Below are 22,267 nucleotides of genomic sequence, written 5' to 3'. Positions count from 1 at the left end.
TGTTCAAAATTAAACAATTAATCTAATTTATTTGTCAACTTTTTAAATTCTTTTTTTGCATCTTTATCAGCATATAAAACATTGTAAACAGCATCAATAATAGGTGTTTTAGCTCCGTTTTCTTCTTTCATTTTAAAAGCACTTTTTGTAGCATAATACCCTTCAGCAATCATACTCATTTCCATTTGTGCAGATTTTACAGTGTAACCCTTTCCAATCATGTTTCCAAATTGCCTGTTTCTACTAAAAATGGAATATCCAGTAACTAATAAATCACCTAAATATGCAGAGTTATTAATGTTGCGTTTCATTTTATGAACCTTTTTAATATAACGCTTCATTTCACGAATTGCATTGCTCATTAATACTGATTGAAAATTATCACCATAGCCTAAACCATGTGCAATTCCTGCTGCAACAGCATATATATTTTTTAGCATAGCAGCATATTCAGTTCCAATAATATCATCAGAAATTTTGGTTTTTATGTACCAACTTTTTAAAGATTTTCCAATAAACTTTGCTTTTTGCTCATCTCTACAAGCAATTGTTAAATATGAAAGTCGTTCCATGGCAACCTCTTCTGCATGACAAGGTCCTGTAATTACACCAATATTTTCAAAAGGAATTTTGTACTGCTTATGAAAATGTTCGCCCACAATTAAACCAGTTTCTGGTACAATACCTTTTATGGCAGAAAAAATAATTTTATTTTTTAATGGTTTTGTAAGTTTTTTTAATTCCAAAGTTAAAAAAGCAGAAGGAATTGCAAATATTAAAACATCATATTTTGCAACTGTTTTATTTATATCATAAGATAAATCTAACTTGGTTGCATCTATTTCTGCTGCTCGTAAATAATTAGGGTTATGATTGTTTTTTTTAATATGATCTATGGAAGTTTTACTTCTCATATACCAACCAACAGTTTCTAGGTTTTCTGTAAGCATTTTTACAATGGCTGTTGCCCAACTTCCACCTCCTAAAACGGCTATTTTTGTCTGTTCATTCATCATTCTTCATTTTAAAGTTCAAATGTAATAAAATAAGTAACTATGGATGAATGCTTGTTTGATTTATTATCTTTGTTTACATTAGTAACATTTATATGAAAACCTATATTCTTATATTTATTTGTATTTTTTTAATTGTTATTTCTTGTAAAAAGAAAGCAGAAATAAAAAAAGAATTTCAACCAAAGGTTGAAGAAAAAAAATCGACCAAAGCTGCCAATGTTTCCATTCTTGAAAAAGAGTTTGTAATTAAAGGTCTAAACGATATTTCTCATAAAGTTTGGTTGTATTTGCCCCCAAATTATAATGAAACTACAGAACATTATGACGTAATTTACATGCACGATGCTCAAAATTTGTTTGATGAAAAAACCTCTTTTGTAGGTGAATGGGCTGTTGATGAAACCTTAAATAACCTTTATAAAAAAACAGGTAAAAGTTTTATAGTTGTTGGTGTAGAAAATGGTGGTGAGAAACGAATTGAAGAATATACACCCTGGAAACACGAAAAATATGGTGGAGGAAAAGGCGCAATTTATATTGATTTTTTAGCAAATACTTTAAAACCATATATTGATGCTAATTACAGAACAAAACCTGCTGCAGAAAATACTGCGATTATTGGTAGTTCTTTAGGGGGATTAATTTCCTTTTATGGTGGATTAAAAAAGCCAGCGGTTTTTGGTAAAATTGGTGCACTTTCTACTTCTTTTTGGTTTTCTGATAAAGTAAATGATTTTGCGAAAGCAAATGGAAATCGTAAAAACACAAAAATCTATTTTTTAGTTGGTGAAAAAGAAGGAGATACTATGATTCCTGATACTGAAAATATGGCTAAATTATTAGTAGATTTAGGATTTCCTGAAAAAAATATTCACACAAAAATAGTTCCTGAAGGAAAACACACAGAATCTTTTTGGAAAGCAGAATTTTTAGAAACAATCACATTTTTATTCAATTTATAAAATGAACGTACAAATAATTAACAAATCGAAACACGCAACTCCAAATTATGAAACAGAAGGAGCTGCAGGAATGGATTTAAGAGCAAATATTAGCGAAGCAATCACTTTAAAGCCTTTGGAAAGAGCTATTGTTAAAACAGGTTTATTTATTGCTTTACCTGTAGGTTTTGAAGCACAAGTAAGACCTAGAAGTGGTTTGGCTGCTAAAAAGGGAATTACTGTTTTAAATTCTCCAGGAACTGTAGATGCAGATTATCGTGGTGAAATTGGTGTAATTTTAGTAAATCTTTCTAATGAAGATTTTGTAATAAATGACGGTGAAAGAATCGCGCAACTAATTATTGCAAAGCATGAACGTGTAAATTGGCAAGAAGTTAGTGTTTTAAGTGAAACAGAACGAGGTTCTGGAGGTTTTGGAAGTACAGGAGTTTAATTTATGGAAGAACCTAATTTACAACCTTTAAGAATTACTTCTGGATGGAATGTAGAATGGAATTTATTTTACGAAGTGGATCCTAAAGAAGAAACGTTAACCTACTTAGACTCTAGTTCTTTACTACATTTAAATAATTATAGTCTAATGAGGGCTATTAACTTAGATTTTAGACCAGAAAACGATATAAATGGTCAATTTTATTTGAGAGTTATCAATTTAAAAAAGGTTGAAAATCCAAAAACTAAAAAAATAGATTACGATGGAGATTGGGAAAATTTATACTTCGAATTTTCATCAAAAAGCAGAATAGAAATTGTTCAAGAAATTGAAAGATTAGTAGTTCAAATTCCTCCTTTTAAAGGATAAATAAAAATTAAAAAAATAATAGTATGATTTTAGGAGTATGTGAGTGGTTGAGTACCAAAACTAATTTTACAACACAAAATTTAAGAATTTTATTTGTTTTACTTGTTTTATTAGCAGGTTTTGGTGTTGGTGCCTACTTAATTCTTTGGTTGGTAAAAGTACTGTCTAAAGAGTAATTGAGTTTTTTATAAAGCTGACTCATTTTTTTATATTCTTCTAACATGTTTTCAAAAGGAAGAAATGTATGAGAATGATATATATACCCAAGTTTTTCATAAAACTGAAAAGCTTGTGGTTGTTTGTTCATACCATCTAACCAAATAATTTTAAAGCCTTTTTCTTTGACTTTTTCTTCTAACCAAAAAAGTAGTTTTTTACCCAAACCTTTTCCTTGTGTTTTTGGGTGTAAATAAATTCGATGTAGTTTTACTTGTTTTTCTTCTGATAAATTAGCGAGTTTTTCGCCCCAAATAATTCTAAAATTACCCACAATTTCATCATTGAAAACAACAAAATAATAGTCTGTATTCTTTTCTGAAAGCTCTTGTAAAATATTTTCTTTAGAATATTGAGTATTTATGTACCAATTACCATTATCTGTCCAAAAATGTTGATAAGCTGGCGGATAAATTGCTTGCATTAACTCAAATAATACTTCCGAATTTTCGGAAACTATTTTTTTTAATTGAAGGTTTTTAGAAATTGTAATCATTTTTTAAAATTAAAAAACTGCTATAGATTGATTACTTCCATAGCAGTTTATAAAATAATTGTTAGAACCTTTAATACTTATTCTTGTGTTTCAATAGCTAATTTTATTTTTCCTTCTAACTCTTCTGCCAATTCAGGATTGTCTTTAATTAATCCTTTTACAGCATCTCTTCCTTGACCTAGTTTGGTTTCACCATAACTAAACCAAGAACCACTTTTCTTTACAATACCTAACTCTACACCAATATCTAAAATTTCACCAACTTTAGAAATTCCTTGACCATACATAATATCAAATTCTGCTACTTGAAAAGGAGGTGCCACTTTGTTTTTTACGATTTTAACTTTGGTACTGTTTCCAATAACTTTGTCACCATCTTTAATTTGTGTTCTTCTACGAATATCTAAACGAACTGAGGCGTAAAATTTTAATGCATTTCCACCAGTTGTAGTTTCTGGGTTACCAAACATTACACCAATTTTTTCACGTAATTGATTGATAAAAATAACCGTACATTTTGTTTTAGAAATGGTACCCGTTAATTTTCTTAATGCTTGCGACATTAAACGTGCATGAAGTCCCATTTTAGAATCTCCCATTTCACCTTCAATTTCGCTTTTTGGCGTTAATGCAGCAACTGAATCAATTACAACAATATCAATTGCACCAGAACGAATTAAATTCTCTGCAATTTCTAAAGCTTGCTCACCATGATCTGGTTGAGAAATGATTAAATTATCGATATCTACCCCTAAATTTTCTGCATAAAATTTATCAAAAGCATGTTCTGCATCAATAAAAGCAGCAATTCCACCTGCATTTTGGGCTTCTGCAATTGCGTGTAAAGTTAAGGTTGTTTTACCAGAAGATTCTGGTCCGTAAATTTCTATAACTCTACCTCTTGGATATCCACCAACACCTAAAGCTAAATCCAACCCTAATGAACCTGATGAAATGGCATCAATATCTTCTGTTACAACATCTCCAAGCTTCATTACAGAACCTTTTCCGTAAGTTTTATCTAATTTATCTAAAGTAAGTTGTAATGCTTTTAATTTCGCTGTTTTTTCTTTGTCTGCTGCTGCCATAAATCTTGCTAATTTTTTAATTTAAATAGTGTAGCAAGTTACAAAAAACAAGTTTCAATTTCCTAATATTTATTATTGATTTTTGTACTATTGTTACTTCAAATTTAAATGATGGAAAAAAATATTAAACTAATAGATAAAAATAGCATTGTTCACATTGAAAAAGGCGAATTAATTTCTTTTAAAGTTAGTAATAATGAATACATACATCAAAAAGGAAGTAAAGGTTGGCGAAAATCGGATGATGAAATGTTTCCGGTAATTGGTCCGACTTCAAAAAATAATTTTAGAGTCCATACTAAAAAAGGAGATGCCATTCAAGATCAACATGGTTTGTTACGTGAATTGGAATATTCTTTAATTTCTTCAGGTGAAAAGACTGCAAAATTCAGGAAAAACTATATAAAAAACACAAGCGTAAATAATAGTAAATATCCTGAAAAATCTACTGAAGAAAAGCTTTTTTGGTCTTTCGATTTTACGTTTGAAAAACATTATTCTCTTGAAAATAACACGTTAAAAATCGATTTTATAATTACATCTGACGCTGGAATGCCTTTTATGTTGGGCTATCATCCTGCTTTTTTATTATCAAATACTGGAAAAGATACTTTGATTGCCAATGATAAAAAAATAACTTTAAAAGAAATTTACGAAGCTGGGCACAATGCTTTTCCTGTTTTAAATACGGATAAAATAATTTTAGAAAATTCGGATAGAAATCACCTTGAAATCACCACAAAAAACTTCAATAATTTTATGTTGTGGACAGAAGTTGATAATATGTTATGTATTGAGCCAATTACACAATATACTTCTTACACAGACGAAAAATTTTCGGAAGAAAATATGTCAATTTCTTCAGGAAAAGAGGTGTTTTCTATATGTATAAAAGTTTTATAAATTGATAGAAAAACATCATCATTTTATCATTCATAAACCTTGGGGAATGATTTCTCAATTCGTAAATCCTGCAAAAAGGAAAAAGAAATTGTTGGGTGATTTGTACGATTTTCCTGAAGGAACTATGGCAATTGGACGTTTAGATGTGCCTTCTGAAGGTTTGTTGCTATTAACAACAGATGGTAAAGTTTCCGCAGAAATAAGATCTAATAAATTCGAAAAAGAATATTGTGTTCAAGTGGATGGACAAATAACACAAGAAGCAATAGAAAAACTAAAAAAGGGTGTAGAAATTGGTTTTAATGGAAAAAAATATGTGACAAAACCAGGAAAAGCTTCCATGATTAATGATCCTAAATTTCCTTTGAGAAGTCAAAAAATTAGAGACGAAAGACATGGCCCCACAAGTTGGATTTCCATCACAATTAAAGAAGGAAAATTTAGACAAGTACGTAAAATGACAGCTGCTGTTGGTTACCCAACTTTACGTTTAATTCGTGTTAGAATTGGTGAAATTGAATTAGGAAATTTGGAGGTTGGTGCTGTAAAGGAAGTAAAAACACTCATAAATAAATAAGTATAATATTTTATTTATTATACATAAATTTATTTTCCTCCATTTGCTTTTAAGTCTGCTAAACATTGTGCATCTAAAGTTGGAACCTGACCTCCAGAAAGCATATTTGCCATTCCTTGTCCTGTTTCTAAAGCAAAAAACATCAAACAATCTTCTTCAACACAGTGTTTTGGATTTTGTGGATCTTCATGATCACTTTGTAACTCTGTACCTAAGTTTGTTAGTCCTAAAATATGGCCAAATTCGTGATTTATTACTGAGGTTTCTAAAATGGTTCTATTGGGTTCAAAAGCACTATCACTAAAACCATTTATAGTTTCTTGATAAATAACAAAAGAAGTATTAAAATAAGCACTTCCTAAAGTGGCTTTTGTGTTTGTATCTCCAGAAGATTTTCCATTTACAAACAAAGCCCAAACTGCAATTTTATTTCCAAGGTTGTATTGCGTTCTGTGTTGTTTTTCTATTTCATCAATTTCATTAATTGTGTAAGTTGTTTTTCCTGTAGCAGGTATTTGTTTGGTAATAAACTCAATTCCTTCAGATTTATTTATTCTACTTTCAATAAAACTTTTAAAGTTATTAATTGCAGTTTGTGAAGGTTTAAAGCCTTCTATATATCCAATTTCTACCACTAATTTCTTAAAAAAAGTGTTCGATAAAAGGTCGTTTGCAGAAGAACCTGTTGGTTGCCTATTGGTTGTAACATCAACCATTTCCGCTGGCATTTCAATGTTTTCATTTTCTGAAGAACACGAAAAAAGAATCAAACAAATTAAAACCGATTTTAAAAAAATATTTTTCATTTTATGAAGCATTTATGTGTATATATACGAAAAAATTGTAGTTGTAGTTTTTTGAAATTTTTTTATCTGAATAAAAAAGAGAAGCAACTCTACTTCTCTTTTTCTTAATAAATAATATTAAAACTCAAAACCTAAATAAATTTGCCAAACTCTGTTTTTAGGTTTGTCTTGATCGTAAATGTCGTTTTGTCCAATATGATATCTTGCGCCTAAACTAATACCTGCATCACTTTTAAAACCTGCGCCTAAATTTATACCCCAATCAAAATTTTTAGGTTCAAATTCTTCGGAAGTATCATACAATACAAAACCTGAGTCAAATGTTTCTTTATGTGAAATAGAAAATCCTATTTGAGGTCCTGCTTCTAAAAAGAAACTTTTTACTGGATACATTTTAAACATTAATGGAACATTTATATAATCTAACTTTTGTGTATACGTTCCACTATTGTCTATAATTTTATACCCTTGTTGTGAGTATAAAATTTCTGGTTGTACAGAAAAGTGTTTGCCAATATAAGATTCTCCATAAAAACCAATATGAAAACCGTGTAATTTTGCGGTTTCAGAATTTCCGTCGAAACTTACAGAAGAAAGGTTATAACCTCCTTTAATACCTGCTGTAGATTTATTAGTATCGTTTTGAGCATTTATTGATAACATTGTTACAATAGTTAATGCTATTGTTATATATATTGTTTTCATTTTTTCTCTTTTTAAAAAAACCTTACAACTACTGTTTTTCAAATAGTTGTAAGATTAAATTCAACTTAGTTGTTAATCAACTTACTACTTTTTCTTTTTTTAAAGTTTTTTAAATGTTAACGTAACTGAAGCATCTGTTTTGCTTTTTAATGTTACTAAAGTATCGCTATAAGCACTTACTATCCAGTCGTTATTTAATGCACTTACTGTATTGTTACTTCCAAAGTTTATGTTTAAAAACACATCTGTTTCTGAACTTACTTCATAAGTTCCTTCAATTTCTCCTAAAGTTGCATTTACAGTGTTTTTAGCAACCAATTTTAAATCGTTTGTAAATTCTATAGACCAGTTTACATAATCGCTTGCAGTATTTACACCAGCATCTATAAAACTTTCTACTTTAAATTTAGTGTTTGTTAAAATAGCTTCTACTTCTAAAGCCATTTTTTCTGCTTCGTCTTTTTCATCTTCAAACTGTACACAGTCAGAAATTGAATCTTGTAATTCTGCATCAGAATTAATTTGTATTTCTGTACCATTGCTTAAAGTTGCACTTATTGGATAGTTTACTGTAAACAATTTATCAGAATTTAAATCTGTCATAAAAGTGTATAATTGCTTTTCTGATTGTATTACAACACTTCCTGTTTGTTCTAAATTAATATTATAAGTTAGCATTGTAATTGGAAATTTAAAATCGATACAAGAAATAGCATCTTTACCTTGTGCTTCTGCACTTTCACAATCGCTTTTTAAAGCATCTAATTCTGATTGTGAGTTTACCACTACTTCTGTATAATTACTTAATCGAACATTTATTGGAAAGTTAAATGCTACTGTATCATCATCATCATTAAATTCTCCTAAAATATTTAATGCTGCAGAAAAATCTAATTTACTTAATAAGGTGATGTTTTTTCCGTTAATTGTAGCTGATAAAGGAAATAGTAATTCTGTACATGCGCTACCATCTAAAAAATCGTCTTCAGATCCATCATTCATAGAAGCTCTTTCGAAATTTGTAGCTGTTGGAGAGGTTGATGAATTTGCATTTGGGTTTGTACCTAATTCTGTATTTTCTTCTGATTGACATGATGTAAATCCTAAAATTACAGTTAAAGCTAATGTTGTTAAAAGTTTAATAGTTTTCATTTTTAATTATTTTAAAAGTTAATATTTCTTAGTTCTGTATGTAAAACAATTTAGTTTTATTTTACCCTACCTTTTTTTTTAGAACATTTTAATTTGCTGTTCTATAGTTAAAACAACCAAGAAGATATTTACCCTACCTTTGTTATAATTTTTTTTTACTTTTATTTTTCAAAACTTTCTTATGAAGCCAAAATCACTTTGTGATGAAATTTATTTTAATGAGTTTTATGCCTCACATATTCAGTCTGCAAGTAATTTTGCATACTACAAAAGTGGTGATAAAAATTCATCTTTAGATTTAGCACAAGAAGCGTTTATAAAAATATGGGAAAATTGCGGGAAAATCAATTTCGAAAAAGCAAAATCTTACCTGTTTACAGTAATTAATAATTTATTTCTAAATAAAGTAAAACACGAAAAAGTAGTTTTTGAATACGCAAAAAGTAGTCCTTATTTAGATGTGAATAACCAAAGCCCTGAATATTTATTAGAAGAAGAAGAATTTAAAAAGAAGTTAGAAAGAGCCATTTCCGATTTAACAGCAAGTGAACGAGAAGTTTTTTTGATGAATAGAATTGATGGAAAAAAATACAGAGAAATGGCAGAATTGTTAGAAATTTCTCAAAAAGCAGTCGAAAAAAGAATGTCTTCTGCCTTAAAAAAGTTAAGAAATAAAATTGATGGAATTTAAGGTAGGGTAAAATACTTTTTAGTTGTTACACTTATATAGGAGTATAAAATGAAAAACGAAAACGACATATTAAAATGGTTAAACAGAGAGATTTCTGATGAAGATTTGGTGCGTTTAAAAGAAACTGAAGATTTTAAGAAGTTTGAAAAAATTGTACATTATGCTGCACAAATAGAAACACCAAAAGTTGATGTAGAAAAAGCTTTGTTAGATTTTAAAACAAGGAAAGCCAACACCTCTAAAAAAGGAAAAGTGGTGTCTTTTAATTTCAAAAAACTCTATAAATATGCTGCAATTTTTATTGTTTTGTTAACAACAAGTTACTTTTTATTATTCAACAATTCTACTAATTATGAAACAGAATTTGCAGAAACCATAAATTTTAATTTACCTGATGAATCTGAAGTAATTTTAAATGCAAATTCTGAAATTACATTCAATAAAAAAGAATGGGAATCTAACAGAAATTTAAACTTGGATGGAGAAGCTTTTTTCAAAGTAAAAAAAGGAAAAAAATTTACAGTAAACACATCTATTGGAAATGTAACTGTATTAGGAACGCAATTTAACGTAAAAGAAAGAGACCATTATTTTGAAGTAAAAACCTACGAAGGTTTGGTAAGTGTAGCTTATAAAGATACGCTTGTAAAATTACCAAAAGGAACTCTTTTTAGAGTGGTAAATGGTGTTGTTGATACAAATACGACGTTTAATATCAGTGAAAATTCATGGTTACAAAAAGAATCTAACTTTAAAAGTACGCCTCTAAAAATAGTTTTAGAAGAAATTAAAAACCAATTTGGTTACACTGTTAAAACGGACAATGTAGATGTAAATAAATTATATACAGGTGGTTTTTCTCACACAGATGTAAATATAGCTATGCAATCTATAACCATTCCTTTGCAATTATCTTATAAAATTGAAGGAAACATAATTACCGTTTATAATTATGAACAGTAAAATTCTACTTCTTTTTAGCGTTTTTTTATTTTTTGTAAATAGTCAATTTGCACAAGATTCTTCTAAAAAAGTAGCATTATCTTCATTATTAGTAGATTTAGAAAAACAGTATAACATTAAATTTTCTTATTCAGATGCAGATGTTACAGAAGTTTTTTTAGAAAAACCAAACGCAAATTTTTCTCTTTCTGAAGTACTTCAATTTTTAAATGAGAACACTTTTTTACAGTTCAAAACTCTAGATAATAGATATGTAACTGTCTCCTTTTTAGATAAGAAAATTAATATTTGTGGGGTTATTTTAGATGCAAAAACAAAAACACCTTTGTCTCTTTGTTCCATAAAAATAATAAACATTAATACTGGAACAACTACGAATTTTAATGGAGAATTTACCTTGAATACTATTTCTTTAAATGCTTCTCTTTTAGTTTCTTTTATTGGATATTCTTCACAAATTATAAAAGCGAAAGATTTGTATTTACAACCAAAGTGTAAAGAAATTTTTCTTGTAGAAAGTTCAGAGCAATTATCTGAAATAAGTATTGCTAAATTTTTAACAACTGGTTTGCAAAAAAGTGAAGATGGAAGTACCATTTTAAACACAGAAAAATTCGGAATTTTACCGGGTTTAATTGAGCCAGATATTTTAAAAACGATTAAAATTTTACCTGGTATAGAGAGTGCAAGCGAAAGTATTTCTAATATAAATGTTAGAGGTGGTACCAATGACCAAAATTTAATGCTTTGGGATGGTATTAAAATGTATCATACAGGTCATTTTTTTGGTTTAATTTCTGCTTACAACCCTTATTTAACAAACAAAGTTACAGTTACTAAAAACGGAACAAGTAGTTTGTTTTCAGACGGAGTTTCATCTACCATAAATATGCAAACTTCAAATAGAATTACCAATAAATTTTCTGGTGGCGGAGGTTTTAATTTGTTAAGTACAGATGCTTTTGTAAACATTCCTGTTTCAGAAAAATTAGAGTTACATATTTCTGGAAGAAGATCTTTTACAGATTTTTTAATTACACCCACTTTTACCAATTATTTTAATAGAAGTTTTCAAGATAACTCTGTTTCTTCTAATACTGTAAACGACTCATCTACAGATTTTTATTTTTACGATTACTCTTTTAAAGTATTGTATGATATTAATTATAATCATTCAATTAGAGCAAGTTTTATAGGTATTACAAATCATTTAAATTACGAAGAAGCCTATACTTCTAACAATACTACTATAGAAGAAAATAGTGTTTTTAAACAAGAAAATTTAGGAGGAATTATCAATTGGAATGCAGATTGGAATTCAAAGTTTTCTACCAATATTTCGGCTTTTGTATCTGATTATAATATAGATGCTTCCGATTATAATAAAGACACAGATCAGTTTCAAACACAGTTTAATAATGTGTTAGAAACCGAATTTAAAGTGGCTTCTAAATATGAATTTTCTGATACTTTTCACTTTTTAAACGGATTGGTTTTTAATGAAATAGGAGTTAGAAATACCACCACAGTAAATGCACCTACTTTTTCTAAAACAGTAAAAAATGTATTATTAAAAAGTGCTTTGTTCTCGGAAGTTGAATATAAGAAAAACAATACCTACGCAAGATTTGGTTTGCGAGTAAATTATTTTGATAAGTTTAATGAGTTTGTAGTTGAACCTCGAATAAATATCAGTCAGAAATTGAATAACCAAATTTCTTTAAAATTAGAAGCTGAGTTTAAAAACCAAACCACTACTCAAAAAGTAGATTTTCAAGATAATTTTTTAGGAATTGAAAAAAGACGTTGGATTTTATCTGACAATAAAAATATACCCATTGTAAAAAGCAAACAAATTTCTTTAGGTACAACCTATGCTGCTAATAAATTTTATGCAGATATAACTGGTTTTTATAAAAAAGTAGATGGAATTACGGCTGCAAACCAAGGTTTTTATAATAATATTCAGCAATTTAATTCTGTAGGAAATTACGAAGTAAAAGGAGTGGAATTTTTAATCAACAAAAAAAATAAAATTATTAGTACTTGGTTGAGTTATTCGTACGCAGTTAACAATTATACATTTGATATTTTTAACCCGGAAACATTTCCAAACAGTTTAGATATTTCACATTCTGTAAGTGCTGCTTTTAATTATAGTTTTTACGATAATTTTAAAATTTCTATTGGCGGAATTTTACGTTCTGGAAATCCGTATACAAAACCAGTTCAAGGAAATGAAACCATACAAGATGGTAATAGAACTATTGTAAACTACAGCAATCCTAATTCCGAAAGATTAGAAAATTTCTTTAGAATTGATGCTTCTGCAAGTTATAATTTTAATTTTACTGAAGCTGTAAATGCCATTTTAAGAGTAGGTTTTACCAACTTAACTGATAAACAAAATACCATAAACTCTTACTATATTGTAGATGAAAACAGTGCAAATAATGTAAGAAGAATAGATAATTATTCTTTGCCTTTTACACCAAACTTGAGTTTTAGAGTGCAATTTTAAATTTAACCTCTATCCATTCTAATATGAGGAATTCCATCTTCTAAATACTCCTCTCCTATTTGTTCAAAGTTATGAGATTCGTAAAACTTCTTTAAATATTTTTGTGCGGAAATGGTAATTTTATCAGCATTAAAATGTGTTTTTATTGCTTTTAATGAAGCTTTCATTAAATCGTGACCAAAACCATATTTACGTTCATTAGCAGCTACTACTACTCTACCAATACTAGCATTTTTAAAATAATCACCAGCCTTAAAAATTCTTGTATAAGCTATTATTTTATCATTTTTAGTACCAAAAACATGAAGTGATTTAAAATCTTTTCCATCTACATCTTGGTACACACAATCTTGTTCCACCACAAAAACTTCTGATCGTAGTTGTAAGATTTGATACAATTCATCAATAGTTAATTCTTGGAATTTTTTTGTAATGAAGTTCATTATTTATAAAGATTTCTCGATACTAATTTTCTCATACTTCGAAAATTTACTCGAAATGACAAACTAAAATATTTATCCAGCACAAGAAATTTTATCTACTCTATTTTGATGTCTTCCACCTTCAAATTCTGTATTTAAAAAAACATCTACAAAACCTATTGCTTGTTGTAAAGACACAAAACGTGCAGGAATCGTTAAAATGTTTGCATTATTATGTTGTCTTGTTAATTCAACCAATTCTTTATTCCAGCACAAAGCAGCTCTAATTCCTTGGTGTTTGTTGGCAGTCATTTGCGCTCCATTACCAGATCCACATAAAATAACTCCTAATGCTGCCTTACCAGATTCTACTGCATCTGCTGTTGGATGAATGGCATCAGGATAATCCATAGAACCATTTGAATCGGTACCAAAATTTAAGACTTTATGTCCTTTTTCTTCTAAATGTTTTATAATTTCGAATTTGTACTCTGTTCCTGCGTGATCGTTACCAATAGCAATTGTCATAATTTAATTTTTATATATTATCATTTCGACTTTATAGAGAAATCTTACATTATAAAGTAATTTTATAGATTTCTCTGTTTCGCTATCGCTTTAATCGGAATGACAGATAGTTACATCAACAAAAATATAGTTTTTTATGGTTATGAACAGTTATAAACAATCAAAATTTGTAATTTTTTAATAACTACTTATTTTTAAACCTTTTATCTGTTTTAAGTTAATGTTAAGAAGTTGTCGTAATAAACTCGTAACTTTTTTTGGTAGTTTTAATTTTTATTTCAATACAAGGAAGAACTTGATATATGCAAATTTAATTATGCCTTTTTCATAAAAGTTTATCAACATAAAATTTACAATTTATTTACAGTAAATGAAATGTTATTTATTGATAAAATTAGGTTGATAGCTGTTTATAAGTTTTGTTAATAACTGTATTTTAAGATTGATTTTTAACCTTTTAAATAGCTTATAAAATGTCAGTAGTTTTTAATAACTCACATATTAAAATAAAAAGTAAAATTTTTATAGTAACTATTCACACACTATTATAACCATCATAGTTTTTTAAAAATTTTATAAAAGAAAAAATATAATAATATAGAATGTTGATAACTTAAAAATTGATTAAAATGAAACAAGTTTAATATTTTAAAAATAGCTCATTTTAGAAAAAATAAATTGAAAGAAAATTTTAAAAGGTATGCAAAGAAATAGAGTATTACGTTGAATGCAATTTAAACCGTTTTTTTCTCGGCTTTTAAGAGATGTAAAGTATCTTTTTGAATTTCTACAGTTTTAGAAGGTTTCTCTACTTTATTTAAAGAACTATTTACTGTCATTACAGTTACAAAAATTCCTGCAATGAAGATAATAGCAAATAAAGTAATTATTTTGTACAGATTTTTCATATTTTTTAACATCTTCTAACTATAAAGACGCATTAAAAATAAAAACGTTACAAAAAAATTAAGATTTTTTTAACTTTTTATTTAATTGATAATAAAGTTAATAGCTTTTTCAACAATTTCTGCAGTAATTGCTCCAGTTCCAACCAACTCACCATCTGCTTGAATAAATGTTTTTGAGTTTTGCGGAATTATAGCAATTTTTTTCGTTTTATAAGTTGCTACTTTTTTATGATGTGTAATTTTTCCAGAATATAACTTAGGAAGGTTAAATACCAAATCTAAAAAAGTGAGATTTTTAGCAACGGTTATATCTAATAAACCATCATTCGGTTTTACATTTTCTGTAAACTGCATTCCACCACCAGAAAATTTACAAATACCAATAATTGTCATTAAACAATTGGTTTCAATCACTTTATTATCAAAAATAATTTTAAATATTGATTTTTTATAGAATAGCAAACCATAAATTCCGGCTAATAAATAAGAAATTGCACCAAACTTTTTTAAAGTTTTTAGTTTATTAACAATGTAACCATCATACCCTAAACCAGCTACATTATTAAAATAAGTAAGATTATTATCCGCTGTTTTTAAAACACCAATATCCTGTAAAATCGTGTTCTTTCTAAAGATAATTTCCATTGATTTTTCAATATGATTCGGAATGTTGTAGGTCTTTATCCAATCGTTTCCAGTTCCTAAAGGAATTACACCAATAGTTAGTTCGGAAGTTTTTACATACCTTTGCAGCATTATTCCGTGAACTACATTGTGTAGTGTTCCATCTCCGCCAACGGAAATAATGTTTCTAAACCCTTTTTTGATAGCGTTTTGTACCAAATCAACCTCGTGTTTAGAAAATTTTGTAAAAGCAAAAGAATAATCTATTTTCTTATGTTTTAAGTACTGTTGAATTTCCTTCCATTGTTTAGAAAAATCGCCATTACCAGAAGTAGAGTTTGCAATTACAAACCAAGAATTAGTATTGATTTTATCAATATGAGACATAAAAAATAAATTAATAAACAAGCAAAGTACAAAATTGAATCGTAACAATTAATTAATAAGATTCAAGAGAATAAATACTATTTTAGTATCGTATTAAATACAAAATTTTAAATGAGAAAAAAGAAAAAAAAAATATATAAAAAGAAAGGAAAAGTTGTAAAAGATTTAACTAAAAATATATTCAGAATTTTAAACGAAGACAGTAGTAAGTTCTTCAATTATAAACAAATAGCTTCAAAATTAAAAATTGAAGATACTGATGGAAAAAATCAGGTTATTAAAAAATTAGCAGAATTAACTGCTACCAAAAAAATTAAAGAAGTAGACAGAGGAAAGTTTCAAATTAATGAAGATAGAAAGTATTCTATTGGAACTTTAGATATAACTTCAAATGGAAACGGATATTTTATAACAGACGATTATGAACATGATGTTTTTGTTCCAAATATTAACCTAGGTAAGGGTTTACATGGCGATGTTGTAAGAGCGTATGTTTACAAACGAAAGCGAAGTAACAAGTTAGAAGCCGATGTTGTAGAAATTATAGAACGTGCAAAAACAGAGTTTGTAGGTGTTTTACAGAAGAATAAAAATTTCGGATTTGTAATTTGTGATAATCATAAAATGTACGCAGATATTTTTATTTCTGAAAATAAGATGAATGGTGCAGAACATGGTGATAAAGTACAGGCTAAAATTCAAGATTGGCCAGAAAACTCTAAAAATCCTTTTGGAAAAATAACGACAGTTCTTGGAAAACCTGGAGACCATAATACAGAAATGCATTCTATTTTATTAGAATACGATTTACCTTATGAATTTGAGCCAGAAGTAGAAAAAGAAGCACAAAATTTACCGATAGAAATTACAAAAGAAGAAATTGGTAAACGTAGAGATATGCGCAAAGATTTAACGTTTACGATAGATCCTAAAGATGCAAAAGATTTTGATGATGCATTATCTTTCACAAAATTAGAAAACGGAAATTTCGAAGTAGGTATTCATATTGCAGATGTTTCGCATTATTTACAACCAAAAACTATTTTAGATGACGAAGCTTATGATAGAGCAACATCGGTTTATTTGGTAGATAGAGTAGTGCCAATGTTGCCAGAAATGTTAAGTAATGGCGTCTGTTCTTTAAGACCAAATGAAGAAAAATTAACGTTTTCGGCAGTTTTTGAAATCAACCAAAAAGCACAAATTGTAAATGAATGGTTTGGGAGAACTGTAACCTATTCTGATCAACGTTTTGCTTATGAAGAGGCACAAGATATTATTGAAAATGTAACGTTGTCAGACGATATTCAGCCTTACACAATGCCAGCTGATATTTCTATTATTGACGAAGAATATACAGTTACTCCAGAAGTGGTAGAAGCCACTTTACAATTAGATAAATTGGCAAAAATTCTTCGTAAAAAGAGAATGAAACAAGGTGCTATTTCTTTCGATAGAGTAGAAGTGAAGTTTAATTTAGATGAAGAAGCAAATCCAATTGGTGTTTTCTTTAAAACATCTAAAGATGCTAATAAATTAATTGAAGAATTTATGTTGTTGGCTAACAGAAAAGTAGCTGAATTTATTGGAAGACATAAAGGAAGACCTTCTGGAAAAACATTTATATATAGAGTTCATGACGAGCCAAATGAAGAAAAATTAGCTTCTTTAGAAAATATTATTGGCAAATTTGGTTATAAAATTGATACAACTACTAAAGAGTCTACTTCAGAATCGTTAAATCAATTATTAAATGATGTTCATGGAAAAGCAGAATCGAACATGATTGAAACACTTGCTATTAGAACAATGTCTAAAGCAGTGTATACCACACAAAATATTGGACATTATGGATTGGCTTTTGATTATTACAGCCATTTTACGTCACCAATTAGACGTTATCCAGATGTGATGACACATAGACTATTGCAACATTATTTAGATGGAGGAGAAACGCCAAAAGCAGCTCTTTATGAAGAAAAATGTAAACATTCTTCACATAGAGAAGAATTGGCTTCTAAAGCAGAACGTTCATCTATAAAATACATGCAAGTAAAATACATGCAAGATCATAAAGATGAAATTTTTGAGGGTGTAATTACAGGTGTTACAGAATGGGGAATTTATGTAGAAATTACTACAAACAAGTGTGAAGGAATGGTTAGAATTAGAGATATAAAAAGCGATTATTATATTTTTGATGAAGAACAATATGCTATTGTTGGTCAGTCTACAAAAAACATGTATCAATTAGGAGACGATGTAAAAGTTCAGGTAAAGAAAACCGATTTAGAACGCAAACATTTAGATTTTAATTTAATTGAAGAGTAAAAAATAAAACAATGATTTTAACTACAACACACAATATAGAAAACTTCAAAATAGTAGATTATTTAGGTATTGTAACAGGTACAGCTTATGATTCTAGTTATTCTTCAAACGGAACAAAGATGTCTTTTAAAGATATGTTTAGCATGTCTAAATATTACGAAAAATATACCTTAGCTTTAGAAAGAATAAAAGAAAAAGCATTTCAAAATTTAAAAGACAATGCATTAAAATTAGGTGCAAATGCAGTAGTAGGTATTCAATTAGATGTGGAGCCTTTAGCAAATTCATCAACATTATTAGTTTCAATAACTGGAACTGCTGTTAGAGCTGAATAATTTTTTTTAACGATATTAGCACAATAATTTTTAGAAATGAAATATTGGATAATATCAGAAACAGCAGAAAATAAGAAGTACTTAATTGCGAACGAAAAAAATATTTGGATTACAGAACAATCTATAGATGCAGATATTGAAAGTTTAATTGAGCAGAAAAATGTTCAGAATGTAGCTATTTATAGATATAGTATTATAAAAAATTTAATTTTTATAAATGATGATTCTTCAATGCTAATTGAATTTAAATCAGATGAAGATAAAGAGGAAATAGAACTTTTTATAAATGCTACTATTTATGAAGATGTAAAATCTTTTTTTTCTGAAAATCTATTGCATTCAAAAGTTAAAAACTATTCAATAGTAAAACAAATACAACCAGCAGGTATTGGATTTTTAATTTTTACAGGAATTACTATTTTCTTATACAATATTGCAATAGGTTTGCAAAATGGAGAAGAAATGAGAACTTCTGGAAGAAGAGGTTGGGTAAAGAAAATATTTGTTGGTATTGCAGATATTCTAGGTCCAATTGGTTCTTTAATTGTTGGAGGTTTAATTTCTTTATTTTTTATTTACATTGTTTTTAAAACTATAAAAAACCCTAAAGAAGGTAAAGTGATTAAGTTAGATAATTTTACAGAAGCTAAGTTTTAACCATAGTCACACAATAAAAAAAGATAAAAACCTTTATAGTGGTATAATTTTTTACTTAAAATTATCAACTAAACCTCTTATAATGAAAAAAATAGCTTTTTTAAACTTACTATTTGTTGCTTTTTTAACAAATGCTCAGACAACCGTTACTAAAAATTTAGGTGATTATAATACGTTAAAAGTATATAATGGAATAGAAGTGGAGCTTATAAAAGCTTCAGATCAAAGATTAGAAATTACTGGTGAAAAATCAGAAATGGTAAAAATTAAAAATGTAGATAATACGTTAAAACTTTCTTTACCATTCTCTTTAAAACCTGAAGATAATGCTGCAAACGGCAAAATTTTAATCAAAATTTATTACAACAAAAATATTGATATTATTGATGGTAATGAAGGTGCAACCATTACTGGTAAAGATTTTAACCAAGATAAAATAGAAGTAAATGCACAAGAAAGAGCATTTATAAACTTAACTTTAACAACAAAAGAACTTAAAGTTAGAGCTTCTTCTGGTGGAATCATAAAATTATCTGGAATCACAAATAATCAAGAAGTTGATGTAGATTTATATGGTATTTATCATGGCTATAATATGAAATCTTCAGAAAATTCTATTGTAAAAGCTGGTACAGGAGCAAAAGCAGAGGTTACATCAAATAAAATATTAAATGCCAAAGTTAGTTTTGGCGGAACTATTTTTTATAAAGGTGAACCTGAAGTTTTAAAAGACAAAAAAGTAATTGGTGGTATTATAGAAAAAAGAAATTAATAGAAATTAAAACAATATATAACTGTACAAACCTTTTTTGTATCTTTGTACTATTAAATTAAATAAAAAATGAATAGTTTATCTATACTTATAGGAATGATTGGTGGTACACAAGTAGTAATAATACTTGTTGTAGTTTTACTGTTGTTTGGTGGTAGAAAAATACCAGAGTTAATGCGTGGTTTAGGAAGTGGAATAAAAGAGTTTAAAAACGCTTCTAAAGAAGAACCTGAAGAAAAATTAGAAGAAAAAAAGTAACATCAGTTATTTTTAAACATATGAAAAAAGCGCCGTTTGAAATCAAACAGCGCTTTTTTTGTGATTTGAATCAAATAAATCCCCCAATCGATTTAATTCAATTTTTTTGTTCTCCAAATATAATACCTAATACCCTATAAATATAATATTTGTTATAAAAGGGAAATAAATTTTGTTTTTTGGGATAAAAAGGAAGGTTTATTTTAACAAACTATGTAAAGATTGTTTACTAAAACTTCTAGAAACTGGAACTTGAAATGGGATGCTTTCAGACTTTAATAAATATCCTCTTGCGTTTCCAGATATATCATTAACAAAAGAAGTATTTATAATATAACTTTTATGGCAACGAATAATGGTATCAAACTTTTTTAAGTCTTTTTCAATTCTAGTTAATGTTGCGCGTAAAATTTTCTCCTTTAAATCGCCATTTTCTTTTTGAATAAAAAAACTGGCATAATTTCCTTGAGAAGTGATATATATTAATTTGTCAATATGAAAACTTATATGTTCTTTGGAATTGTCAGAGTAAATTATAACTTCCTTTTCAAGCTCGTTTACTTTTATATTTTCTCTCTTATTTTTAAACTCGATTACTTTTTTCTCACGCTTTTCTCTCACATTTTTTTCGTTTATGAAAATAAAGAAAGAAAGAGGAAATAAACTTACCAAGAAAGTGTAAGAAATAAACTCTAAATACGCTAGCTTTTTCAAGTTATATGGTTCTTTATATATTTCCCCAAAGTACCATAAGAATGAGCCAACAATAGTGATTCCTGCAATCATTAAAAAAAGATTTCTACCAACAGTCCAATTATCTTCATTAAAGTAATTTTTAAATAATAATGCTGGAATATACAGCATAATAAAAGTACCTAAAAATGTAATTATACCAATACCTATGGTATATTCTAAAAAAATAACTTCAATTTGAGATAAGTAAAAAGGTTTAAAAATGTATAGGAAAAAGAAAATAAATAACCCATGATACAAACTTATTTTTAATTTAAATTTTGTAGATGGGTTAAAATAATAAGGTTTTGAAAGCCAATTTTTAAGGGACTTTAGTAAAGACATTTTATAAATATTTTATAGTCTTAATTTTTATCTTTTGGCTTTTGGTTTTTCATTGCTTCTCCAATTTGGTTACTTGCAGTAAAACTTGCAACCATATCATTTAGCATTTGACTACCAGCTTGTGGTGAATTTGGTAATAAAATTAAATTTGTATTGGTTTCGCTTCCAATTGCTTGTAAAGTGTCATAATGTTGTGTTACAACAATTAATGCAGAGGCTTCTTGTGAATTAATACCAACTCTGTTTAAAACATCTACAGATTCTTCTAATCCGCGTGCAATTTCACGTCTTTGATCTGCAATACCTTGTCCTTGTAAACGCTTACTTTCTGCTTCAGCTTTTGCTTTTTCAACGATTAAAATACGTTGTGCATCACCTTCATATTGTGCAGCCGTTTTTTCTCTATCTGCAGCATTAATTCTGTTCATTGCTATTTTTACTTGCGGATCTGGATCTATATCAGTTACTAAGGTTCTAATAATATCAAAACCATAATCTAACATAGCATCGTTTAATTCTGTTTTTACAGCAATGGCAATGTCGTCTTTTTTAACAAAAACGTCATCTAATTTCATTTTCGGAACTTCTGCTCTAACTACATCAAATACGTAAGATGTTATTTGTTCATGAGGATAATCTAATTTATAAAAAGCATCATACACCTTTTCTGTAATTACTTTGTATTGTACAGAAACTTTTAATTTTACAAAAACATCGTCCAATGTTTTTGTTTCAACAATAACATCTAATTGTTGAATTTTTAATGACAATCTTCCTGCAACTCTGTCTACAAAAGGTATTTTGAGCTTAAGACCTGAGTGTCTAATCGCATTAAATTTTCCAAAACGTTCAATGATAGCAGCTGTTTGTTGCTTTACCATAAAAAAAGAAGCGAAAAGAATAAGTACTCCAATAACAAGAATAATAGGTAAAATAGGTGGCATAGTAGTTTTTTTGAGAGTTAGTAATCAGTTAGTTGTAAATATAGTAAAATCATTTTCTAATTATTAGACCCTTTTTTTAAAAAAAGTTACATTTTAAAACAAAAAAACCTCTCAAATAAATGAGAG

The 22,267-nt window shown here is 28.0% G+C and carries 26 protein-coding genes; 14 read left to right on the top strand and 12 right to left on the bottom strand.

Going from position 1 to position 22,267, the window contains the following annotated elements; all coding sequences use genetic code 11:
* Positions 1-17: 17 nt before the first annotated feature.
* A complete protein-coding gene (locus FDT66_RS06455; protein ID WP_138535351.1) occupies positions 18-1,013 on the bottom strand; it encodes an NAD(P)H-dependent glycerol-3-phosphate dehydrogenase in 996 nt (331 codons plus the stop codon).
* 95 nt (positions 1,014-1,108) lie between these two features.
* Between FDT66_RS06455 and FDT66_RS06450 the strand changes: the two genes are divergently transcribed.
* The 4 genes from FDT66_RS06450 to FDT66_RS06435 are packed head-to-tail and all read left to right on the top strand — an operon-like array spanning position 1,109 to position 2,956.
* Entirely contained in the window at positions 1,109-1,978 is an 870-nt protein-coding gene (locus FDT66_RS06450; RefSeq protein WP_138535350.1) for an alpha/beta hydrolase, read from the top strand.
* A 1-nt stretch (position 1,979) separates the two neighbouring features.
* Positions 1,980-2,411, top strand: a complete 432-nt coding sequence (dut, locus tag FDT66_RS06445) for a dUTP diphosphatase (RefSeq protein WP_138535349.1) — start codon at positions 1,980-1,982, stop codon at positions 2,409-2,411.
* Positions 2,412-2,414: 3 nt separating this feature from the next.
* Positions 2,415-2,780 carry a hypothetical protein gene (locus FDT66_RS06440; protein WP_138535348.1) on the top strand — a complete coding sequence of 122 codons (366 nt, stop codon included), beginning with the start codon at positions 2,415-2,417 and terminating at the stop codon, positions 2,778-2,780.
* A gap of 23 nt (positions 2,781-2,803) precedes the next feature.
* Entirely contained in the window at positions 2,804-2,956 is a 153-nt protein-coding gene (locus FDT66_RS06435; protein WP_138535347.1) for a PspC domain-containing protein, read from the top strand.
* Here the strand turns inward: FDT66_RS06435 and FDT66_RS06430 are convergent.
* Both FDT66_RS06430 and recA read right to left on the bottom strand, forming a co-directional pair.
* On the bottom strand, positions 2,914-3,492 hold the full coding sequence (locus tag FDT66_RS06430) for a GNAT family N-acetyltransferase (protein WP_138535346.1): 579 nt from the start codon (positions 3,490-3,492) through the stop codon (positions 2,914-2,916). The genes FDT66_RS06435 and FDT66_RS06430 overlap by 43 nt on opposite strands.
* 77 nt (positions 3,493-3,569) lie before the next feature.
* Positions 3,570-4,580: a recombinase RecA gene (gene recA / locus FDT66_RS06425; RefSeq protein ID WP_138535345.1), complete on the bottom strand. Its 1,011-nt coding sequence runs from the start codon at positions 4,578-4,580 to the stop codon at positions 3,570-3,572.
* A gap of 111 nt (positions 4,581-4,691) precedes the next feature.
* On the opposite strand from recA, the gene FDT66_RS06420 reads away from it, so the two are divergent.
* Together FDT66_RS06420 and FDT66_RS06415 are read left to right on the top strand one after the other, a co-directional pair.
* Positions 4,692-5,483 (top strand): aldose 1-epimerase, encoded by a 792-nt coding sequence (locus tag FDT66_RS06420; protein WP_138535344.1) that lies wholly within the window; start codon positions 4,692-4,694, stop codon positions 5,481-5,483.
* Between the two features lie 4 nt (positions 5,484-5,487).
* Positions 5,488-6,060 (top strand): pseudouridine synthase, encoded by a 573-nt coding sequence (locus FDT66_RS06415; protein ID WP_262709559.1) that lies wholly within the window; start codon positions 5,488-5,490, stop codon positions 6,058-6,060.
* Positions 6,061-6,089: 29 nt separating this feature from the next.
* On the opposite strand, the gene FDT66_RS06410 is transcribed toward FDT66_RS06415, so the two are convergent.
* From FDT66_RS06410 to FDT66_RS06400, 3 genes are all read right to left on the bottom strand, one after another.
* Positions 6,090-6,866, bottom strand: coding sequence for a membrane metalloprotease (locus tag FDT66_RS06410; RefSeq protein WP_138535343.1), 777 nt, complete (start codon positions 6,864-6,866; stop codon positions 6,090-6,092).
* A 117-nt stretch (positions 6,867-6,983) separates the two neighbouring features.
* Positions 6,984-7,571, bottom strand: a complete 588-nt coding sequence (locus tag FDT66_RS06405) for a porin family protein (RefSeq protein ID WP_138535342.1) — start codon at positions 7,569-7,571, stop codon at positions 6,984-6,986.
* Positions 7,572-7,670: 99 nt separating this feature from the next.
* Positions 7,671-8,723, bottom strand: coding sequence for a hypothetical protein (locus tag FDT66_RS06400; RefSeq protein ID WP_138535341.1), 1,053 nt, complete (start codon positions 8,721-8,723; stop codon positions 7,671-7,673).
* A gap of 181 nt (positions 8,724-8,904) precedes the next feature.
* Here FDT66_RS06400 and FDT66_RS06395 point away from each other — a divergent pair, with 181 nt between their 5' ends.
* From FDT66_RS06395 to FDT66_RS06385, 3 genes are read left to right on the top strand one after another with little or no spacing between them, the layout of a single operon-like run.
* Positions 8,905-9,414: an RNA polymerase sigma factor gene (locus FDT66_RS06395; RefSeq protein ID WP_138535340.1), complete on the top strand. Its 510-nt coding sequence runs from the start codon at positions 8,905-8,907 to the stop codon at positions 9,412-9,414.
* 48 nt (positions 9,415-9,462) lie between these two features.
* Positions 9,463-10,377, top strand: a complete 915-nt coding sequence (locus FDT66_RS06390; RefSeq protein WP_138535339.1) for a FecR family protein — start codon at positions 9,463-9,465, stop codon at positions 10,375-10,377.
* Complete coding sequence (locus FDT66_RS06385) at positions 10,367-12,898, top strand: TonB-dependent receptor (protein ID WP_138535338.1); 2,532 nt, start codon at positions 10,367-10,369, stop codon at positions 12,896-12,898. Before FDT66_RS06390 ends, FDT66_RS06385 begins: the two co-directional genes overlap by 11 nt.
* A 2-nt stretch (positions 12,899-12,900) precedes the next feature.
* On the opposite strand, the gene FDT66_RS06380 is transcribed toward FDT66_RS06385, so the two are convergent.
* The 4 genes from FDT66_RS06380 to FDT66_RS06370 all read right to left on the bottom strand — a co-directional run bounded on the left by FDT66_RS06380 (position 12,901) and on the right by FDT66_RS06370 (position 15,767).
* Positions 12,901-13,341, bottom strand: a complete 441-nt coding sequence (locus FDT66_RS06380) for a GNAT family N-acetyltransferase (protein ID WP_138535337.1) — start codon at positions 13,339-13,341, stop codon at positions 12,901-12,903.
* A gap of 72 nt (positions 13,342-13,413) precedes the next feature.
* A complete protein-coding gene (gene rpiB, locus FDT66_RS06375) occupies positions 13,414-13,848 on the bottom strand; it encodes a ribose 5-phosphate isomerase B (protein ID WP_138535336.1) in 435 nt (144 codons plus the stop codon).
* Between the two features lie 734 nt (positions 13,849-14,582).
* Positions 14,583-14,756, bottom strand: coding sequence for a hypothetical protein (locus FDT66_RS14010; RefSeq protein WP_171032332.1), 174 nt, complete (start codon positions 14,754-14,756; stop codon positions 14,583-14,585).
* An 81-nt stretch (positions 14,757-14,837) separates the two neighbouring features.
* Positions 14,838-15,767 (bottom strand): diacylglycerol/lipid kinase family protein, encoded by a 930-nt coding sequence (locus FDT66_RS06370; RefSeq protein ID WP_138535335.1) that lies wholly within the window; start codon positions 15,765-15,767, stop codon positions 14,838-14,840.
* A gap of 111 nt (positions 15,768-15,878) precedes the next feature.
* On the opposite strand from FDT66_RS06370, the gene rnr reads away from it, so the two are divergent.
* The 5 genes from rnr to tatA all read left to right on the top strand — a co-directional run bounded on the left by rnr (position 15,879) and on the right by tatA (position 20,120).
* The gene (gene rnr, locus FDT66_RS06365) at positions 15,879-18,098 is read left to right on the top strand and encodes a ribonuclease R (RefSeq protein WP_138535334.1); all 2,220 of its coding nucleotides are present in this window, start codon (positions 15,879-15,881) and stop codon (positions 18,096-18,098) included.
* An 11-nt stretch (positions 18,099-18,109) separates the two neighbouring features.
* Entirely contained in the window at positions 18,110-18,433 is a 324-nt protein-coding gene (locus FDT66_RS06360) for a YbjQ family protein (RefSeq protein ID WP_138535333.1), read from the top strand.
* A gap of 36 nt (positions 18,434-18,469) precedes the next feature.
* Complete coding sequence (locus tag FDT66_RS06355) at positions 18,470-19,090, top strand: hypothetical protein (RefSeq protein ID WP_138535332.1); 621 nt, start codon at positions 18,470-18,472, stop codon at positions 19,088-19,090.
* A gap of 82 nt (positions 19,091-19,172) precedes the next feature.
* The gene (locus tag FDT66_RS06350; protein ID WP_138535331.1) at positions 19,173-19,862 is read left to right on the top strand and encodes a head GIN domain-containing protein; all 690 of its coding nucleotides are present in this window, start codon (positions 19,173-19,175) and stop codon (positions 19,860-19,862) included.
* Positions 19,863-19,931: 69 nt separating this feature from the next.
* Positions 19,932-20,120: a twin-arginine translocase TatA/TatE family subunit gene (tatA, locus tag FDT66_RS06345; protein WP_138535330.1), complete on the top strand. Its 189-nt coding sequence runs from the start codon at positions 19,932-19,934 to the stop codon at positions 20,118-20,120.
* 198 nt (positions 20,121-20,318) lie between these two features.
* Here the strand turns inward: tatA and FDT66_RS06340 are convergent, their stop codons facing one another.
* Both FDT66_RS06340 and FDT66_RS06335 read right to left on the bottom strand, forming a co-directional pair.
* A complete protein-coding gene (locus tag FDT66_RS06340; RefSeq protein WP_138535329.1) occupies positions 20,319-21,197 on the bottom strand; it encodes a LytTR family transcriptional regulator DNA-binding domain-containing protein in 879 nt (292 codons plus the stop codon).
* 20 nt (positions 21,198-21,217) lie between these two features.
* Positions 21,218-22,141 carry an SPFH domain-containing protein gene (locus tag FDT66_RS06335; RefSeq protein ID WP_138535328.1) on the bottom strand — a complete coding sequence of 308 codons (924 nt, stop codon included), beginning with the start codon at positions 22,139-22,141 and terminating at the stop codon, positions 21,218-21,220.
* Positions 22,142-22,267: the final 126 nt, after the last annotated feature.

The organism is Polaribacter aestuariivivens, from assembly GCF_005885675.1.
Taxonomy (GTDB): Bacteria; Bacteroidota; Bacteroidia; order Flavobacteriales; family Flavobacteriaceae; genus Polaribacter; species Polaribacter aestuariivivens.
This window is presented reverse-complemented; position numbering and strand designations above follow the sequence as displayed.

What these genes read in the sequence shown, in the direction of transcription:
- FDT66_RS06455 (WP_138535351.1), bottom strand. Translation starts at nt 1,013, where the DNA reads ATGAATGAACAGACAAAAATAGCCGTTTTAGGAGGTGGAAGTTGGGCA.
- FDT66_RS06450 (WP_138535350.1), top strand. Translation starts at nt 1,109, where the DNA reads ATGAAAACCTATATTCTTATATTTATTTGTATTTTTTTAATTGTTATT.
- dut (WP_138535349.1), top strand. Translation starts at nt 1,980, where the DNA reads ATGAACGTACAAATAATTAACAAATCGAAACACGCAACTCCAAATTAT.
- FDT66_RS06440 (WP_138535348.1), top strand. Translation starts at nt 2,415, where the DNA reads ATGGAAGAACCTAATTTACAACCTTTAAGAATTACTTCTGGATGGAAT.
- FDT66_RS06435 (WP_138535347.1), top strand. Translation starts at nt 2,804, where the DNA reads ATGATTTTAGGAGTATGTGAGTGGTTGAGTACCAAAACTAATTTTACA.
- FDT66_RS06430 (WP_138535346.1), bottom strand. Translation starts at nt 3,492, where the DNA reads ATGATTACAATTTCTAAAAACCTTCAATTAAAAAAAATAGTTTCCGAA.
- recA (WP_138535345.1), bottom strand. Translation starts at nt 4,580, where the DNA reads ATGGCAGCAGCAGACAAAGAAAAAACAGCGAAATTAAAAGCATTACAA.
- FDT66_RS06420 (WP_138535344.1), top strand. Translation starts at nt 4,692, where the DNA reads ATGGAAAAAAATATTAAACTAATAGATAAAAATAGCATTGTTCACATT.
- FDT66_RS06410 (WP_138535343.1), bottom strand. Translation starts at nt 6,866, where the DNA reads ATGAAAAATATTTTTTTAAAATCGGTTTTAATTTGTTTGATTCTTTTT.
- FDT66_RS06405 (WP_138535342.1), bottom strand. Translation starts at nt 7,571, where the DNA reads ATGAAAACAATATATATAACAATAGCATTAACTATTGTAACAATGTTA.
- FDT66_RS06400 (WP_138535341.1), bottom strand. Translation starts at nt 8,723, where the DNA reads ATGAAAACTATTAAACTTTTAACAACATTAGCTTTAACTGTAATTTTA.
- FDT66_RS06395 (WP_138535340.1), top strand. Translation starts at nt 8,905, where the DNA reads ATGAAGCCAAAATCACTTTGTGATGAAATTTATTTTAATGAGTTTTAT.
- FDT66_RS06390 (WP_138535339.1), top strand. Translation starts at nt 9,463, where the DNA reads ATGAAAAACGAAAACGACATATTAAAATGGTTAAACAGAGAGATTTCT.
- FDT66_RS06385 (WP_138535338.1), top strand. Translation starts at nt 10,367, where the DNA reads ATGAACAGTAAAATTCTACTTCTTTTTAGCGTTTTTTTATTTTTTGTA.
- FDT66_RS06380 (WP_138535337.1), bottom strand. Translation starts at nt 13,341, where the DNA reads ATGAACTTCATTACAAAAAAATTCCAAGAATTAACTATTGATGAATTG.
- rpiB (WP_138535336.1), bottom strand. Translation starts at nt 13,848, where the DNA reads ATGACAATTGCTATTGGTAACGATCACGCAGGAACAGAGTACAAATTC.
- FDT66_RS14010 (WP_171032332.1), bottom strand. Translation starts at nt 14,756, where the DNA reads ATGAAAAATCTGTACAAAATAATTACTTTATTTGCTATTATCTTCATT.
- FDT66_RS06370 (WP_138535335.1), bottom strand. Translation starts at nt 15,767, where the DNA reads ATGTCTCATATTGATAAAATCAATACTAATTCTTGGTTTGTAATTGCA.
- rnr (WP_138535334.1), top strand. Translation starts at nt 15,879, where the DNA reads ATGAGAAAAAAGAAAAAAAAAATATATAAAAAGAAAGGAAAAGTTGTA.
- FDT66_RS06360 (WP_138535333.1), top strand. Translation starts at nt 18,110, where the DNA reads ATGATTTTAACTACAACACACAATATAGAAAACTTCAAAATAGTAGAT.
- FDT66_RS06355 (WP_138535332.1), top strand. Translation starts at nt 18,470, where the DNA reads ATGAAATATTGGATAATATCAGAAACAGCAGAAAATAAGAAGTACTTA.
- FDT66_RS06350 (WP_138535331.1), top strand. Translation starts at nt 19,173, where the DNA reads ATGAAAAAAATAGCTTTTTTAAACTTACTATTTGTTGCTTTTTTAACA.
- tatA (WP_138535330.1), top strand. Translation starts at nt 19,932, where the DNA reads ATGAATAGTTTATCTATACTTATAGGAATGATTGGTGGTACACAAGTA.
- FDT66_RS06340 (WP_138535329.1), bottom strand. Translation starts at nt 21,197, where the DNA reads ATGTCTTTACTAAAGTCCCTTAAAAATTGGCTTTCAAAACCTTATTAT.
- FDT66_RS06335 (WP_138535328.1), bottom strand. Translation starts at nt 22,141, where the DNA reads ATGCCACCTATTTTACCTATTATTCTTGTTATTGGAGTACTTATTCTT.